Origin of the sequence: Pseudomonas sp. TREG-RG-20F-10-E-6-01 (assembly GCF_022662455.1) — a bacterium.
Taxonomy (GTDB): domain Bacteria; phylum Pseudomonadota; class Gammaproteobacteria; order Pseudomonadales; family Pseudomonadaceae; genus Aquipseudomonas.
On record NZ_JAKNQP010000006.1, the window covers coordinates 163263 to 177167 of the forward strand.

10 protein-coding genes are annotated in these 13905 nt (G+C 59.9%); 6 read left to right on the forward strand and 4 right to left on the reverse strand.

Features of this window, described 5'->3' with window-relative positions:
* Positions 1-131 precede the first annotated feature (131 nt).
* The 3 genes from lon to L8K08_RS18850 all read left to right on the forward strand — a co-directional run bounded on the left by lon (position 132) and on the right by L8K08_RS18850 (position 5056).
* On the forward strand, positions 132-2528 hold the full coding sequence (lon, locus tag L8K08_RS18840; protein WP_119739770.1) for an endopeptidase La: 2397 nt from the start codon (positions 132-134) through the stop codon (positions 2526-2528).
* Between the two features lie 148 nt (positions 2529-2676).
* On the forward strand, positions 2677-2949 hold the full coding sequence (locus L8K08_RS18845) for an HU family DNA-binding protein (protein WP_003174819.1): 273 nt from the start codon (positions 2677-2679) through the stop codon (positions 2947-2949).
* A gap of 232 nt (positions 2950-3181) precedes the next feature.
* A complete protein-coding gene (locus L8K08_RS18850) occupies positions 3182-5056 on the forward strand; it encodes a SurA N-terminal domain-containing protein (protein ID WP_145163929.1) in 1875 nt (624 codons plus the stop codon).
* A 48-nt stretch (positions 5057-5104) separates the two neighbouring features.
* Here L8K08_RS18850 and L8K08_RS18855 read toward each other — a convergent pair whose 3' ends face one another.
* Positions 5105-6283 carry an MFS transporter gene (locus L8K08_RS18855; protein ID WP_242199326.1) on the reverse strand — a complete coding sequence of 393 codons (1179 nt, stop codon included), beginning with the start codon at positions 6281-6283 and terminating at the stop codon, positions 5105-5107.
* 117 nt (positions 6284-6400) lie between these two features.
* Here L8K08_RS18855 and L8K08_RS18860 point away from each other — a divergent pair, with 117 nt between their 5' ends.
* Together L8K08_RS18860 and L8K08_RS18865 are read left to right on the forward strand one after the other, a co-directional pair.
* The gene (locus tag L8K08_RS18860) at positions 6401-7300 is read left to right on the forward strand and encodes a LysR family transcriptional regulator (RefSeq protein WP_145163933.1); all 900 of its coding nucleotides are present in this window, start codon (positions 6401-6403) and stop codon (positions 7298-7300) included.
* 89 nt (positions 7301-7389) lie between these two features.
* Positions 7390-8196, forward strand: a complete 807-nt coding sequence (locus tag L8K08_RS18865) for a DUF2242 domain-containing protein (RefSeq protein WP_106578841.1) — start codon at positions 7390-7392, stop codon at positions 8194-8196.
* Position 8197: 1 nt separating this feature from the next.
* On the opposite strand, the gene aceE is transcribed toward L8K08_RS18865, so the two are convergent.
* Complete coding sequence (gene aceE, locus L8K08_RS18870) at positions 8198-10858, reverse strand: pyruvate dehydrogenase (acetyl-transferring), homodimeric type (protein ID WP_242199327.1); 2661 nt, start codon at positions 10856-10858, stop codon at positions 8198-8200.
* Between the two features lie 145 nt (positions 10859-11003).
* On the opposite strand from aceE, the gene L8K08_RS18875 reads away from it, so the two are divergent.
* Positions 11004-11474 carry a MarR family transcriptional regulator gene (locus tag L8K08_RS18875; RefSeq protein WP_242199329.1) on the forward strand — a complete coding sequence of 157 codons (471 nt, stop codon included), beginning with the start codon at positions 11004-11006 and terminating at the stop codon, positions 11472-11474.
* 66 nt (positions 11475-11540) lie between these two features.
* On the opposite strand, the gene L8K08_RS18880 is transcribed toward L8K08_RS18875, so the two are convergent.
* Positions 11541-12542 (reverse strand): pyruvate dehydrogenase, encoded by a 1002-nt coding sequence (locus tag L8K08_RS18880; protein ID WP_242199331.1) that lies wholly within the window; start codon positions 12540-12542, stop codon positions 11541-11543.
* Between the two features lie 326 nt (positions 12543-12868).
* Positions 12869-13903, reverse strand: a complete 1035-nt coding sequence (locus L8K08_RS18885; RefSeq protein WP_145163941.1) for an AraC family transcriptional regulator — start codon at positions 13901-13903, stop codon at positions 12869-12871.
* Positions 13904-13905 lie beyond the last annotated feature (2 nt).

Consider the following 13905-nt stretch of genomic DNA (forward strand, 5'->3'; position numbering starts at 1 on the left):
TGTTTTTTGCAGCAGTTTTTTTAATTCGCGTTTATTCATGCGTTTAACTGCTGGCATTGAGCTTGTTTTTTTTGCATGCAGCCCCCATCTTGTTTTCAAGCTTACTTTTCAACTGTCATAGAGGCGAAATCATGAAGACAACCATCGAATTGCCTCTCCTGCCGTTGCGTGATGTCGTCGTCTATCCGCACATGGTTATCCCGCTGTTCGTGGGGCGCGAGAAGTCTATCGAAGCCCTCGAGGCCGCGATGACGGGCGACAAGCAGATCCTGCTGTTGGCCCAGAAAAATCCTGCTGATGATGATCCAGGCGAAGACGCCCTGTATCGCGTCGGTACCGTTGCTACCGTCCTGCAATTGCTCAAGCTGCCCGATGGCACCGTCAAGGTGCTGGTGGAAGGTGAGCAACGTGGCGCGGTCGAGCGTTTCATGGAGGTGGACGGCCACCTGCGCGCCGAAGTGGCGCTGATCGACGAAGTCGAAGCCCCTGAGCGTGAATCCGAAGTGTTTGTGCGCAGCCTGCTCTCGCAGTTCGAGCAGTATGTGCAGTTGGGCAAAAAAGTCCCGGCTGAAGTCCTGTCCTCTCTCAACAGCATTGATGAGCCAAGCCGCCTGGTCGATACCATGGCCGCGCACATGGCGCTGAAAATCGAGCAGAAGCAAGACATCCTCGAAATTATCGACTTGCCGGCTCGTGTCGAGCACGTACTGGCGCTGCTGGATGGCGAGATCGACCTGCTGCAGGTTGAGAAACGCATTCGCGGTCGCGTGAAAAAACAAATGGAGCGCAGCCAGCGCGAGTACTACCTGAATGAGCAGATGAAGGCCATTCAGAAAGAACTCGGCGACAGCGAGGACGGCCACAACGAAATCGAAGAGCTGAAAAAGCGCATCGATGCTGCCGGCCTGCCAAAAGACGCGTTGACCAAGGCCACTGCTGAGCTGAACAAGCTCAAGCAAATGTCGCCAATGTCTGCCGAAGCCACCGTGGTGCGTTCCTACATCGACTGGCTGGTGCAGGTGCCGTGGAAGGCTCAGACCAAAGTGCGTCTGGACCTGGCGCGCGCTGAAGACATCCTCGACGCCGACCACTACGGCCTCGAAGAGGTCAAAGAACGCATCCTCGAATACCTCGCCGTGCAAAAGCGCGTGAAGAAAATTCGTGGTCCGGTGTTGTGCCTGGTGGGGCCTCCGGGGGTCGGTAAAACGTCCCTGGCTGAGTCCATCGCCAACGCTACCAACCGCAAATTCGTGCGCATGGCCCTCGGTGGTGTGCGTGATGAAGCGGAAATTCGTGGCCATCGCCGTACTTACATCGGTTCGATGCCAGGAAGATTGATTCAAAAGATGACAAAGGTGGGCGTGCGCAACCCGCTGTTCCTGCTCGATGAAATCGACAAAATGGGCAGCGACATGCGCGGCGATCCAGCCTCTGCATTGCTCGAAGTGCTCGACCCCGAGCAGAACCACAATTTCAACGACCATTACCTGGAAGTCGACTACGACCTGTCCGATGTAATGTTCCTGTGCACCTCCAACTCCATGAATATTCCGCCAGCGCTGTTGGACCGGATGGAGGTGATTCGTCTGCCGGGTTACACCGAAGACGAGAAGATCAACATCGCCGTCAAATACCTCGCGCCTAAACAGATTTCAGCCAACGGCTTGAAAAAAGGCGAGATCGAGTTTGAGGTCGAAGCGATTCGCGACATCGTGCGTTATTACACGCGCGAGGCGGGTGTACGCGGCCTTGAGCGTCAGATTGCGAAGATTTGCCGCAAGGCGGTCAAAGAACACGCGCTGGAAAAACGCTTCTCTGTGAAGGTTGTCGCCGACTCCCTTGAACACTTCCTGGGCGTGAAGAAATTCCGTTACGGCCTGGCCGAGCAGCAAGACCAGGTAGGGCAGGTGACCGGTCTGGCGTGGACTCAGGTGGGTGGCGAATTGCTGACCATCGAAGCCGCTGTGATTCCGGGCAAAGGCCAGTTGATCAAGACCGGTTCGCTGGGTGATGTGATGGTCGAATCCATCACTGCCGCGCAGACCGTGGTGCGCAGCCGCGCCAAGAGCCTGGGGATTCCCCTGGACTTCCACGAGAAGCACGACACCCACATCCACATGCCGGAAGGGGCGACGCCCAAAGACGGTCCTAGCGCTGGCGTAGGCATGTGCACGGCACTGGTATCGGCATTGACCGGCATACCTGTGCGAGCCGATGTGGCAATGACAGGGGAAATTACCCTGCGTGGCCAGGTATTGGCCATTGGTGGTCTGAAAGAGAAATTGCTCGCTGCACACCGGGGTGGTATCAAGACGGTGATCATTCCTGAAGAGAATGTTCGCGACTTGAAGGAAATTCCAGACAATATCAAGCAGGATCTTCAGATTAAACCGGTTAAATGGATTGACGAGGTCCTGCAAATTGCGCTGCAATACGCGCCGGAGCCCTTGCCGGATGTGGCTCCGGAGATAGTCTCGAAGGATGAAAAACGCGAGTCTGATTCCAAGGAAAGAATTAGCACGCATTAATGCGATTAAGCCGGGTGGCTTCCTTGACAGCTTTTTAGAGCCCTTGTTATAAAGCGGCTCTTAAGTGTCTGTAGGCCATTCAGCACTGGTTTTTGCTTTCACCAAAAAACTTAGAATCATACTCAATAGATATATAAGGGGACTTAGAGTGAACAAGTCGGAACTGATTGATGCTATCGCCGCATCCGCTGATATCCCGAAAGCTGCTGCTGGCCGTGCGCTGGACGCAGTAATCGAATCCGTCACTGGCGCTCTGAAGGCCGGCGACTCTGTAGTACTGGTAGGCTTCGGTACTTTTTCTGTGACCGACCGCCCAGCTCGCACTGGCCGTAACCCACAGACTGGCAAAGCACTGCAAATCGCTGCTGCCAAGAAACCAGGTTTCAAAGCCGGTAAAGCCCTGAAAGAAGCCGTTAACTAAGCTTCGCTCAAGCCTTACCTACCCGGGTCAGACGCAGGTCTGGCCTGGCAGCGGAGCGGCAGCTGACCCAAGTATCCATCGGGTCGCCAGGGCTTGGGGTGTTGGTTCAAACCCCCGTCCGCTCCGCCAGTTACGAGAAGGCGCATCCTCGGATGCGCCTTTCTTCTATCCGGACTCTACCCACGCTCCACGGTTGCCTAATTTTTGAAGATCAACCGTTTCTGGGGGACGCATGCTGCAAAATATCAGGGACAATTCACAAGGCTGGATTGCCAAGACCATTATCGGGATCATCGTCGCATTGATGGCGTTCACCGGTATCGAGGCCATTTTCCAGGCTTCGACCAACAACAAGCAGGACGTGGCCAAGGTCAACGGTGAAGAGATCACCCAAACCGAATTGAGCCAGGCCGTCGACATGCAACGTCGCCAGCTGATGCAACAGCTGGGCAAGGATTTCGATGCTTCCCTGCTGGACGAAAAACTGCTGCGCGATGCGGCCCTCAAGGGGCTGATCGATCGCAAACTGCTGCTGCAAGGTGCTGCCGATTCCAAGTTCGGCTTCTCTGAAGCGGCGCTTGACCAAGTGATCCTGCAGACGCCGGAATTCCAGGTGGACGGCCAGTTCAACGCCGAACGCTTTGACCAGGTGATCCGTCAACTGGGCTACAGCCGTCTGCAATTCCGTCAGATGCTGACCCAGGAAATGCTGATCGGCCAGGTTCGCGCAGGTCTTGCCGGCAGCGGCTTTGTCACCGACGCTGAAGTGCTGGCATTCGCCCGTCTGGAAAAACAGACCCGCGACTTCGCCACCGTCAACATCAAGGCCGACCCTACGGCGGTGAAGCTCACCGACGATGAGGTCAAGGCTTACTACGACCAGCACGCCAAAGAGTTCATGACCCCGGACCAGGTGGTTATCGACTATCTGGAATTGAAGAAGTCTTCGTTCTTCGACCAGGTCACTGTCAAGGACGATGAGCTGCAGGCTGCCTATCAGAAAGAAACCGCCAACCTCGCTGAACAGCGTCGTGCCGCGCACATCCTGATTGAAGTCAACGACAAGACAACCGACGCGCAAGCCAAGGCCAAGATCGAAGAAATCCAGGCACGCCTGGCCAAGGGTGAGAAGTTTGACGCCCTGGCCAAGGAGTTCTCCCAGGACCCAGGTTCGGCCGCCAATGGCGGTGACCTCGGCTTCGCGGGTCCTGGCGTCTACGATCCGGACTTCGAAACTGCCCTGTACGCCTTGAACAAGGACCAGGTGTCAGCGCCGGTACGCACCACCTTCGGTTGGCACCTGATCAAGCTGTTGGGCGTTGAAGCACCGCAAGTGCCGTCGTTCGCCAGCCTGAAAGACAAGCTGACGCGCGAGCTCAAAACTCAGCAGGTTGAGCAACGTTTTGTCGAGGCTACCAAGCAATTGGAAGATGCGGCATTCGAAGCCTCCGACCTGGCTCAGCCGGCGTCTGACCTGAAGCTCACCGTGCACACCTCGGCGCCGTTTGGCCGTGAAGGTGGCGAAGGTGTTGCCGCCAACCGTGCCGTGGTCACTGCTGCATTCAGCCCGGAAGTGCTGGATGAAGGTGCCAACAGCACCGCCATTGAGCTGGACCCGGAAACCATCATTGTGCTGCGGGCCAAAGAGCATCTGAAGCCTACGCAATTGCCACTGGAAAGCGTCTCTGCCGCTATCCGTGCGCAGATGACCAAGGAGCGCGCCAGCGCGGCTGCCAAGGCTCATGCTGACGAGTTGATCGCCAGCCTGCGTGATGGCAAAACTGCGCTGAACCAGCCGATCGACGGCCAGGCCTGGAAAGTCACTGAAGCGGCTACCCGTAGCCAGGAAGCGATCGACCCGGCCGTGCTGCAAGCCCTGTTCCGCATGCCCAAGCCTGCAAGCAAGGACAAGCCGACCTTCACTACCGTGACCCTGGCGGACGGTAGCCTGGTGATCGTGCGCTTGAACGGCGTCAACGAAGCCGCTGCGCCTACGGACGAAGAAAAGGCGCAATACCGCCGCTTCCTCGCTTCCCGTATCGGCCAGCAAGACTTTGCTGCCTACCGCAAGCAGTTGGAAACCAAGGCTGACATCAAGAAATTCTGATGTCGGTTTGAAGTAAAAAGCCCCCGCTCTGAAAGGACCGGGGGCTTTTTATTGGCTGCTCTTCAGGCTGGCGATCACAGCCAATAGCATCAGCAGCACAACCGCCCACGCGAAGGTGCCGACGCCCCAGCCTTGAAGTAATACGCCACCGACCAACCCGCCGCCGGCAATGCCAAGGTTCCATACAGTGACCAGCATCGACTGCGCTGCATCCGCCGATGCACCGGCCGCCTTGGCCAGTGCGGTTTGCAGCAACGCTGGCAGGCCGCCGAACGCCAGGCCCCATAACGCCACGGCGCCGTAGACAACCACTGGCGACTCGATCCAGAACGCCAGCGCCAGGGCGATCAAGCCAAACAGCGCACAGCTGGCCACGAGCAACACCCGCAACCATCGATCAATCAGTACGCCCGCCAACCAGATGCTCAGCAGCGCGGCAAGGCCAAATACCAGCAGCACACGATCAATCTCGGCGGCGATTCCGGCGGGCCCCAGCAGGGGCGCCACGTAGGTATAGAGAATGTTGTGGGCCAGCACGTAGGTAAAGGTCACCCACAGCACCGGACGAATGCCTGGCAAATTCAGGACCTGGCGCAGCCCCAGACGTTTTCCCGCAGGTTCGCCTGCAAAATCCGGCAGCTGCCAGCGCGCCCAAATCAGCAGCAACAGCGTCAGCCCGGTCATGATTGCGAAACTCAAGCGCCAGCCAACGGTGGTGCCCAGGAACGTGCCCGCCGGCACACCCAGAGACAAGGCCAAGGGCGCGCCGAGCATCGCCACGGCAATCGCCCGCCCTTGCAGGTGCGGCGCAACCATGCGGCTGGCATATCCCGCCAGCAGCGCCCAGAGCAGCCCGGCGAAAACACCGGCGAAGAAACGTGCCACCAAGGTCACCCCGTAATGGCTGGAAAACGCTGTCACGCTGTTGACCAAGGCAAAGCCGCCGATCGCAATCAGCAGCAATGGCCGTCGGCGCCAGCCTCGGGTCAGCAGCGTGAGAGGAATGGCTGCGAGCAATGAGCCGAGGGCATACAGGGTGACCAACTGGCCCACCAGTGCCGGCGAGACGCCCAGGCCGTCGCTCATCTGCGGCAGGAGCCCGGCGGGCATTGCCTCGGTGAGAATGGTGATAAACCCGGCCGAAGCCAACGCCAGCAAGCCACCCAGTGGCAGGGCCTGACGTTGGTTGGCGGGGGCCGAATCGGTTATTGCAGGGCTGTTGCTCATCGCACGCTATCCATGGAAAAAGGCCAGGAAGCAGGGTAGGGGGCTGTGAGCTGCGGAAAAACAGGCTAAGGTTCCGAACTTATCGGACACCTACGTCCGCAATTGGTAGGTAAGCCCATGGACAGCCTGAGCAGTCTCTCGGTATTCGTGCATGTCGCGGAAACCCGCAGCTTCACCGCCGCTGGCCGCGTGCTTGGCGTGTCTTCCTCGGCGGTGGGCAAAAGCATCGCACGCACCGAGGAGCGCCTGGGTGTGCGCCTGTTTCACCGCAGTACGCGCAGCATCACCTTGACCAGCGAGGGGGCGTTGTTTCTCGAGCGTTCGCGACGGATTCTCGCCGAAGTCGAGGCCGCGGAGCAGGAGCTGACCGAGGCCACCCTCACGCCGCGCGGCAAGTTGCGGATCAGCGTGCCGCAGGTGCGTGGGCTGTTGATGCCGGTGCTCAGCGATTTCATGCGCGCGTACCCGGACATCGAACTGGATGTGGATTTTTCCGACCGCATGGTGGATGTGATCGAAGAAGGCTTCGACGCGGTGATTCGTACAGGCCGGCCGGAAGATTCGCGCTTGATGGCGCGTCATCTGGGGCATTACCGTCTGGTGCTGGTGGGGACGCCAGCCTATTTCGAGCAACATGGCACCCCGCAGCAGCCCCGGGACTTGAGCGGCCACGCTTGCCTGCGCCACAAATTCTGCGCCACCGGCAAATTGGAACCATGGCCATTGCGTCCTGTGCCAGGCGCTGCAGAACCTGTTTTGCGCACACCGTTGGTCAGCACGACCATTGAATCGCTCAACCATGTGGTGCACGAAGGCTTGGGCATCGCTTGCCTGCCTGATTACATGGTCAGGGATGCGGTGCAGCAAGGGCATTTGCAGCGGGTGCTGGATGACTTTCTCGAGCACCGCGGCAGCTTCTGGATGTTATGGCCAGCAAGTCGCCATGCTTCAGCCAAACTGCGTGTGTTTATCGACCATATGGGCGCCGGGCTTTTTCCTGCAGGCACCGTCCTGTAGGCCTGTGACGTTTTACCGACAGGAATGCGCGCGCCAGGACCCCGTTCTGTTGCACAATACCGCCCGGACTGTTTTCCTCAGGATTTTCGATGTCGACATCATTTCACTTGCGTAGCCTCGGGTTGGCGCTGGTGCTGGCGGGCGCCGCGGGCTGCTCGTCACCCAAGACCGCTATTTATGAACATGAGAATTTCGACGACTCCGGTACATTCTCCCGTGATTACCCGGTCAGCGATGTGGCGGCCTGCGAAGCGGCGCGGCGTGCCCTGCTGAGCCAGGGCTACATCATCACCAGCAGCGATCCTAAGCTGGTCGTGGGTAACAAGAGCTTTCAGCAGACCGGCGAGACGCACCTGCAGATCAGCTTCAACGTGGTGTGTGCCGATGACGGCAAGGGCAATAACCACTCGACGATGTTTGCCAACGCCTTGCAGGATCGCTATGCGCTGAAGAAGGTCAACAATTCCGCAAGCCTCGGTGTGGGTGTGTTGGGCTCGGTGTCGATGCCGATCGGCTCCACCGATGACTCGATGGTCAAGGTGGCGAGCGAGACGGTCTCGGCGCCCAAGTTCTACGACCGTTATTTCGCGCTGGTGGATGTATTCCTGCCGCAGGAAGTGAAGAAGGCCGAGCATATTCCCGAGAAGCCCAAGGCTGACCTCGGTGTGCCGGAACCCAAGGCGGCGCCGGTAGCCGAGAAGGTCGAGGCACCGAAGGAAGAACCGGCAGCGCCAGCTGCTTCGCAAACGGTGACGCCGCCTGCCGAGACGGCACCGATTGCACCCAAGGAAGAGCCAGCCCCAACCCCGGCAAGCGAGCCGGCGCCGGCGCCGACCAATCCGAGCCTGCCGGCGCCAACAGAGGCGATTCCGCCGCTGCCCACGCCCGCGCAGTAACTCAGACTGCTACGGGATCCGCCTTGTCGACGTTGATCCCGTAGCGGCTGATGGCCTGAGTGATGGTGTCCCGGCCGAGCACGCCATCATCGGCCAGTGCCTTCAAGGCCGCCAGCACGATAAAGTGCCGGTCCACTTCGAAAAACTCACGCAAGGTTTCGCGGGTGTCCGATTGCCCGAACCCATCGGTGCCCAGCGCTACAAAGCGACGGCCGTGGACGAAGGGGCGAACCTGATCGGCGAATAATTTCATGTAGTCCGTGGCCACCACCACCGGCCCGGCTTGCCCGGCGAGGCATTCCTCAACGTAACTCGCGCGTGGCTCGCTTTCCGGGTGCAGCAGGTTCCAGCGCTGCGCCGCGTGCCCGTCACGGCGCAGCTCGGTCAGGCTGGTGACGCTCCACACGTTGCTGTGCACGGCGAAGTCCGTTTCGAGCAAGTCGGCCGCGGCGATCACTTCGCGCAAAATTGACCCGCTGCCCATCAATTGCACCTGCGCTTGCGGGTGGCTGCTCAGTGGATACATGCCCTTGAGAATCCCGTGCTCCACGCCATCGGGCATGGCCGGGTGTGGGTAGTTCTCGTTGAGCAGGGTGATGTAGTAGTAAATGTCCTCTTGCTCGACGTACATGCGCCGCATACCTTCGCGAATGATCACCGCCAGCTCGTAGGCAAACGTCGGGTCATACGACACGCAGCACGGGATCACCGACGACAGGATATGGCTGTGGCCGTCGTCATGCTGCAAGCCTTCGCCCATCAACGTGGTGCGCCCCGCCGTGGCCCCCAGCAGAAACCCACGCGCCCGCGCATCGCCCGCCGCCCAGGCCAGGTCGCCGACGCGCTGGAAACCGAACATCGAATAGAAAATGTAGAACGGCACGGTCATCAGGCCGTGGTTGCTGTAGGACGTACTGGCTGCGATCCACGAGGAAATGGCGCCGGATTCGTTCAGGCCTTCCTGCATAATCTGTCCGTCCTTGCTCTCCTTGTAGTAGCTCAGTTGCCCGGCATCCTGTGGGGTGTAAAGCTGACCCACCGCTGAATGGATGCCGATCTGACGGAACAGGCTTTCCATGCCGAAGGTGCGCGATTCATCCGGCACGATTGGCACGATCAGCTTGCCCAGGTGCGGGTCCTTGAGCAGCGTGCCAAGGATGCGCACAAAGGCCATGGTGGTGGAAATGGCGCGCTCGCCCGTGTCTTTGAGTTGGGTCGCAAATGCGCTCAGTTCGGGGATTTGCAATGACTCGATGGCACTGTGGCGCGCGGGCACATAGCCGCCCAAGGCCTGGCGACGTGCGGCGAAGTAGCGGGCTTCTTCGCTGTCGGCAGCGGGCTTGAGGTAGGGGATGTCGTCGAGCTGGTCATCCGCCACTTCCAGGCCGAAGCGGTCGCGGAAGGCTTTTACCGCCTCGGCGCCCATTTTCTTCAGCTGGTGGTTGATGTTCTGGCCTTCGCCGGCTTCACCCATGCCGAAGCCCTTGACGGTTTTGGCCAGGATCACCGTCGGTTGGCCCTGGTGGCGCACGGCGGCTGCATAGGCGTTGTAGACCTTGTCCGGGTCGTGGCCACCGCGTGAGAGTTTCCAGATTTCGTCGTCGGACATGTCCGCAACCAGTGCCAGCAACTCGGGGTATTTACCGAAGAAATGCTCGCGCACATAGGCACCGTTCTGCGATTTGTAATTCTGATAATCGCCGTCCACGCATTCCATCATGCGCTGGCGCAGCAGGCCGCTCTGATCCTTTTCCAGCAGCGCATCCCAGCCACCGCCCCAGATCACTTTGATCACATTCCAACCGGCGGCGCGGTACAGGCTTTCGAATTCCTGAATCACTTTGGCATTGCCGCGCACCGGGCCATCCAGGCGTTGCAGGTTGCAGTTGACCACGAAGATCAGATTGTCGAGTTTCTCGCGGCCGGCCAGGGAGATGGCGGCGAGGGATTCCGGCTGGTCCATTTCGCCATCACCGAGGAAGGCCCAGACCTTGCGGCCCTGGTGTTGCTTGAGGTTGCGAAATTCCAGGTAACGCATGAATCGCGCCTGGTAAGCCGCAGTGATCGGCCCCAGCCCCATGGACACGGTGGGGAATTGCCAGAAGTCCGGCATCAAGCGCGGGTGCGGGTAGGACGATAAACCTTCGCCACCGGCCTCGCGGCGGAAGTTATCCAACTGCGCTTCGCTGATGCGCCCCTCCAGATACGCGCGGCCATAGATGCCAGGAGAAGAGTGGCCCTGGATGTACACCAGATCGCCATCGAACGTGTCGGTACGCCCACGGAAGAAGTGGTCAAAACCTACGTCGTACAGCACAGCAGCTGACGCATAAGTCGCGATATGCCCACCCACACCGGAATGTTTGCCCGCGCGCAACACCATGGCCATGGCGTTCCAGCGGATAAACGCATTGGTGCGACGCTCGATGGCCAGGTTGCCGGGGTAGGGCAACTGGCGGTCGACGGGAATGGTGTTGACGTAGGGCGTGGTCACCCGCCCGTAGAAGTCACCATGGCGCGCTACGTCGAAATCCAGCAACTGATCTATCAGGTAATGGGCGCGCGGGCGGCCTTCGGTGGACAGCACCGATTCGATGGACTCCAGCCACTCGCGGGTTTCCTGTGGATCGTCGTCCAGTCTTACAGCGTTATTGGGGGTCATGTGAAGCTCCAGGGTAGGCGGATTTGAAGCAGCGAGCTCCTCGTGGGAGTGGCGCCAATTTAGTTGCAATTGCAACGACATGCCTGAATCTAGCGCGGGATGAGCTACTATTGCAACCTTCTTGAAATTCCCCGGATGGTGTTGCATGTCGTCGAATGAGCCTGATGTATGGTTCCGTTTTGTCAGGGCCCACAGGACGGTCATCCGTGAAATCGAGCGTCGGCTGGCTGAGGCGGGCCTGCCGCCGTACGCCTGGTATGACGCGCTGTGGGGCCTGGAAAGCGGCCCCGAGGGCACTCGCCGTATGCACGAACTGGCCGATGTGCTGGCGATCGAGCGCTACAACCTGACGCGCCTGGTGGACCGTCTGGAGAAGGACGGCCTGGTGGTGCGTTCGCGTTCAGACGGCGACGGCCGAGCGGCGTTTGCCTCGATCACCGACGCGGGTCGGGTGTTGCGCAAAAAAATGTGGACGATCTACGAAAGCACCGTCGACGAGTTGTTCCTGTCGCAAATCGAGCCGGAGCAGCGCCAGTTGTTTGCCGACACCCTGGAGCGTACGGCGGGGTTGGCGGTGGAGGCGGGTGTGCAAACCCGTAACCGACGCAAGACCTGAGACACGGTGCAGATCCAATGTGGAAGCGGGCTTGCCCGCCCTCACATTTTTTATCGCGTTTCCCATTCATTTAAGTGGATAGCGTTTCATCGCTATTTCCACCTGTTGTGCGTCGATACGCCCTTCATCCGCCAACGCCCTCAACGCACACACCACGATCCAGAAACGACTCGGCGCAGCGGCCTGCACCGAGCCTGCGCCCAAGGCCACAAAACGCGCGTCAACATACGGCGCCAATTGATCGACAATCGGCTGCGGATAACCGGTGACGGCGATGACCGGCGTGGTATCCCCGGCCAGGCAATCACGCAAATGGCAGCTCTGCCGGGGCGCCATGGGGTGCAGCCGATTCCAGCGCGCAGCGGCCGCAGCCTCGCGGGCCAGTCGCGTGTAGCTGGGGCAGCTCCACAGCTGCGCCGTGATGCTCCAGTCCTGTTCAAGCAACTGTGCAGCATGAGTGGCTTCCACCAGCGCCCGACCTGCACCGAGCAATCGCACATCCCCTTGGCGACGTTGGATCGGGTACATGCCCTTGAGCGCATCTTCACGGTCTTGCGCATCCAACGTCACGGCGGTCTCTTGGTCATGCAGCGCCAGGTAATAAAAGCCCGGCTTGCCGTCCACATACAGCGCGCGCAAACCCGCCAGCACAATCGCGCGGGCTTCCTCACCCGAGGCCGGATCATACGGTGTGCAACGCGGGTGGTTTGCCAGCCACAGCGGCAGGGAGGGTTGCGCGCCCTTGGGCCAGGGCGAAGGCTGGTTCTCGATGTCGTTGCACAGGATGCCGCGCTGCGCGGTCTCATCCGACAACGCACACAGCTGCGCCGACGACGCTGCGCTGTGCAGGTACAGCAGTGGTTTTTCGCCGGTATTACGCGCGAACCAGCTGGGCCAGCTACCCACACGCCGGCTGCGTGACTGGCCGCGAATCACCCAGGCGTGCCGGCTGAATTCGAGGGTATCGGCCATGGTCATCACCGTGTACAGCGGCGAACTGCGCGATGGTTCGGCGGCGTTCAGTGCGTCAATACACAGCTGCGCGGCGTTAGCGGTAGAGGCGGGCATGGGTTGAAGCTCCAGGCAACAGAGGTTCGTACCCTAATGGAAATCTGGTTGCATTTGCAATGATTGCAATCGCACGTCAAATGTCGAGCGCTAAATCAACCCTGCGCTGCTACGTTTAATCAGGATGTGCAGGAACGTCATGGCGCAGACATTTTTTCGTCATCACGGCACTTTAGGCTGGCTGTGCGGGTCATTTATTGGCAGCCGCTTTAAACCCACAAGGAGTCCATCATGGACGATTACCAAGAAGAACTGCTGGAGTACCACGCGTTTGAATTGGATCCGCTGGATCCGGTCGATGACGCCACCGAGCTGTAATACCGACTTCAGGCGGAATGCCGCTGACTGCGGCGAAATTCCCCTGGAGTCTGGTTGTTCCACCGCCTGAACGCCCGTTGAAAGGCTTGGGCCGAAGCAAAACCGAGCAAGTAGGCGATTTCGCCGAACGCCAGTTCCGTGTCACGAATGTAGGTCATGGCCAGATCGCGACGGGTGTCGTTGAGAATCGCGCGAAACTGTGTGCCTTCTTCAGCCAGTTTGCGGCGCAGGGTCCAGGTGGGCAGCTTCAAGCGTGCCGCCACTTCTTCCAGGTCGGGTTCCCGGCCGCCATTGAGCATCGGCCCCAGCAAACGGGTAATGCGCTCGCGCAGGCTGCGGGTGCGCGTCAACTGCTCCAGCTCTGCTTCACACAACTTTAACAACAGCTGCCAGGTACTGGGGCAATGCTGCGGGTTGCGCATCGCCAGGGTTTGCTGGCTCAGGCGCAGTTGATTGGCGTCGGCGCCAAAATGCACCGGGCCGTCTCCCAGCATGGCGTACTGGTCACAATAGGGGGGCGCTTCAAATTCGATGTCGATGCGCTGCGCCTGCACCGGTTGTTGGGCCAGGCTGGACAATTGCTGCAGCCAGCCGGCGATGATCGAATCCACCACAAAGCGGTTGTAGGCGTTGTAGGGGCTGATGGAATAGAACCGCAGCCACGCCCCTTCGGCATCTTCGTGAAAACTCGACTGCCCGCGATAGTTGGAGCCGTACAGCGCCTCGAACCGCGTCAATGTGCGCGCGGCTTCACGCACGTTGGGCGCTTGCGCGGCGGTGACGCCTGCCAGGCCCGCCTGACTCAGGCGGCTGAGCTGGCCCATGCGCAAGCCCAGGCCCGGGTCGCCGGTCAGTTGGATGGCCGCATGGCCCAGGCGCATGTAACGCGGGATCGACAGACGCGCACCGGCTTCGGCGAGGCGCGCGGCGTCCAGGCCGTATTGCAGCAGCAGCGGTTGCGGGTCCAGGCCGTGGCTTTGAATGGCGTCCGCCAGGGTGTGCACGAAGCCCACCGACAGATCCCCGAGGCGCACCGGCTTCAAGG

Coding starts and splice junctions, on each gene's coding strand:
- lon (WP_119739770.1), top strand. CDS start 132: ATGAAGACAACCATCGAATTGCCTCTCCTGCCGTTGCGTGATGTCGTC.
- L8K08_RS18850 (WP_145163929.1), top strand. CDS start 3,182: ATGCTGCAAAATATCAGGGACAATTCACAAGGCTGGATTGCCAAGACC.
- L8K08_RS18855 (WP_242199326.1), bottom strand. CDS start 6,283: ATGAGCAACAGCCCTGCAATAACCGATTCGGCCCCCGCCAACCAACGT.
- L8K08_RS18860 (WP_145163933.1), top strand. CDS start 6,401: ATGGACAGCCTGAGCAGTCTCTCGGTATTCGTGCATGTCGCGGAAACC.
- L8K08_RS18865 (WP_106578841.1), top strand. CDS start 7,390: ATGTCGACATCATTTCACTTGCGTAGCCTCGGGTTGGCGCTGGTGCTG.
- aceE (WP_242199327.1), bottom strand. CDS start 10,858: ATGACCCCCAATAACGCTGTAAGACTGGACGACGATCCACAGGAAACC.
- L8K08_RS18875 (WP_242199329.1), top strand. CDS start 11,004: ATGTCGTCGAATGAGCCTGATGTATGGTTCCGTTTTGTCAGGGCCCAC.
- L8K08_RS18880 (WP_242199331.1), bottom strand. CDS start 12,542: ATGCCCGCCTCTACCGCTAACGCCGCGCAGCTGTGTATTGACGCACTG.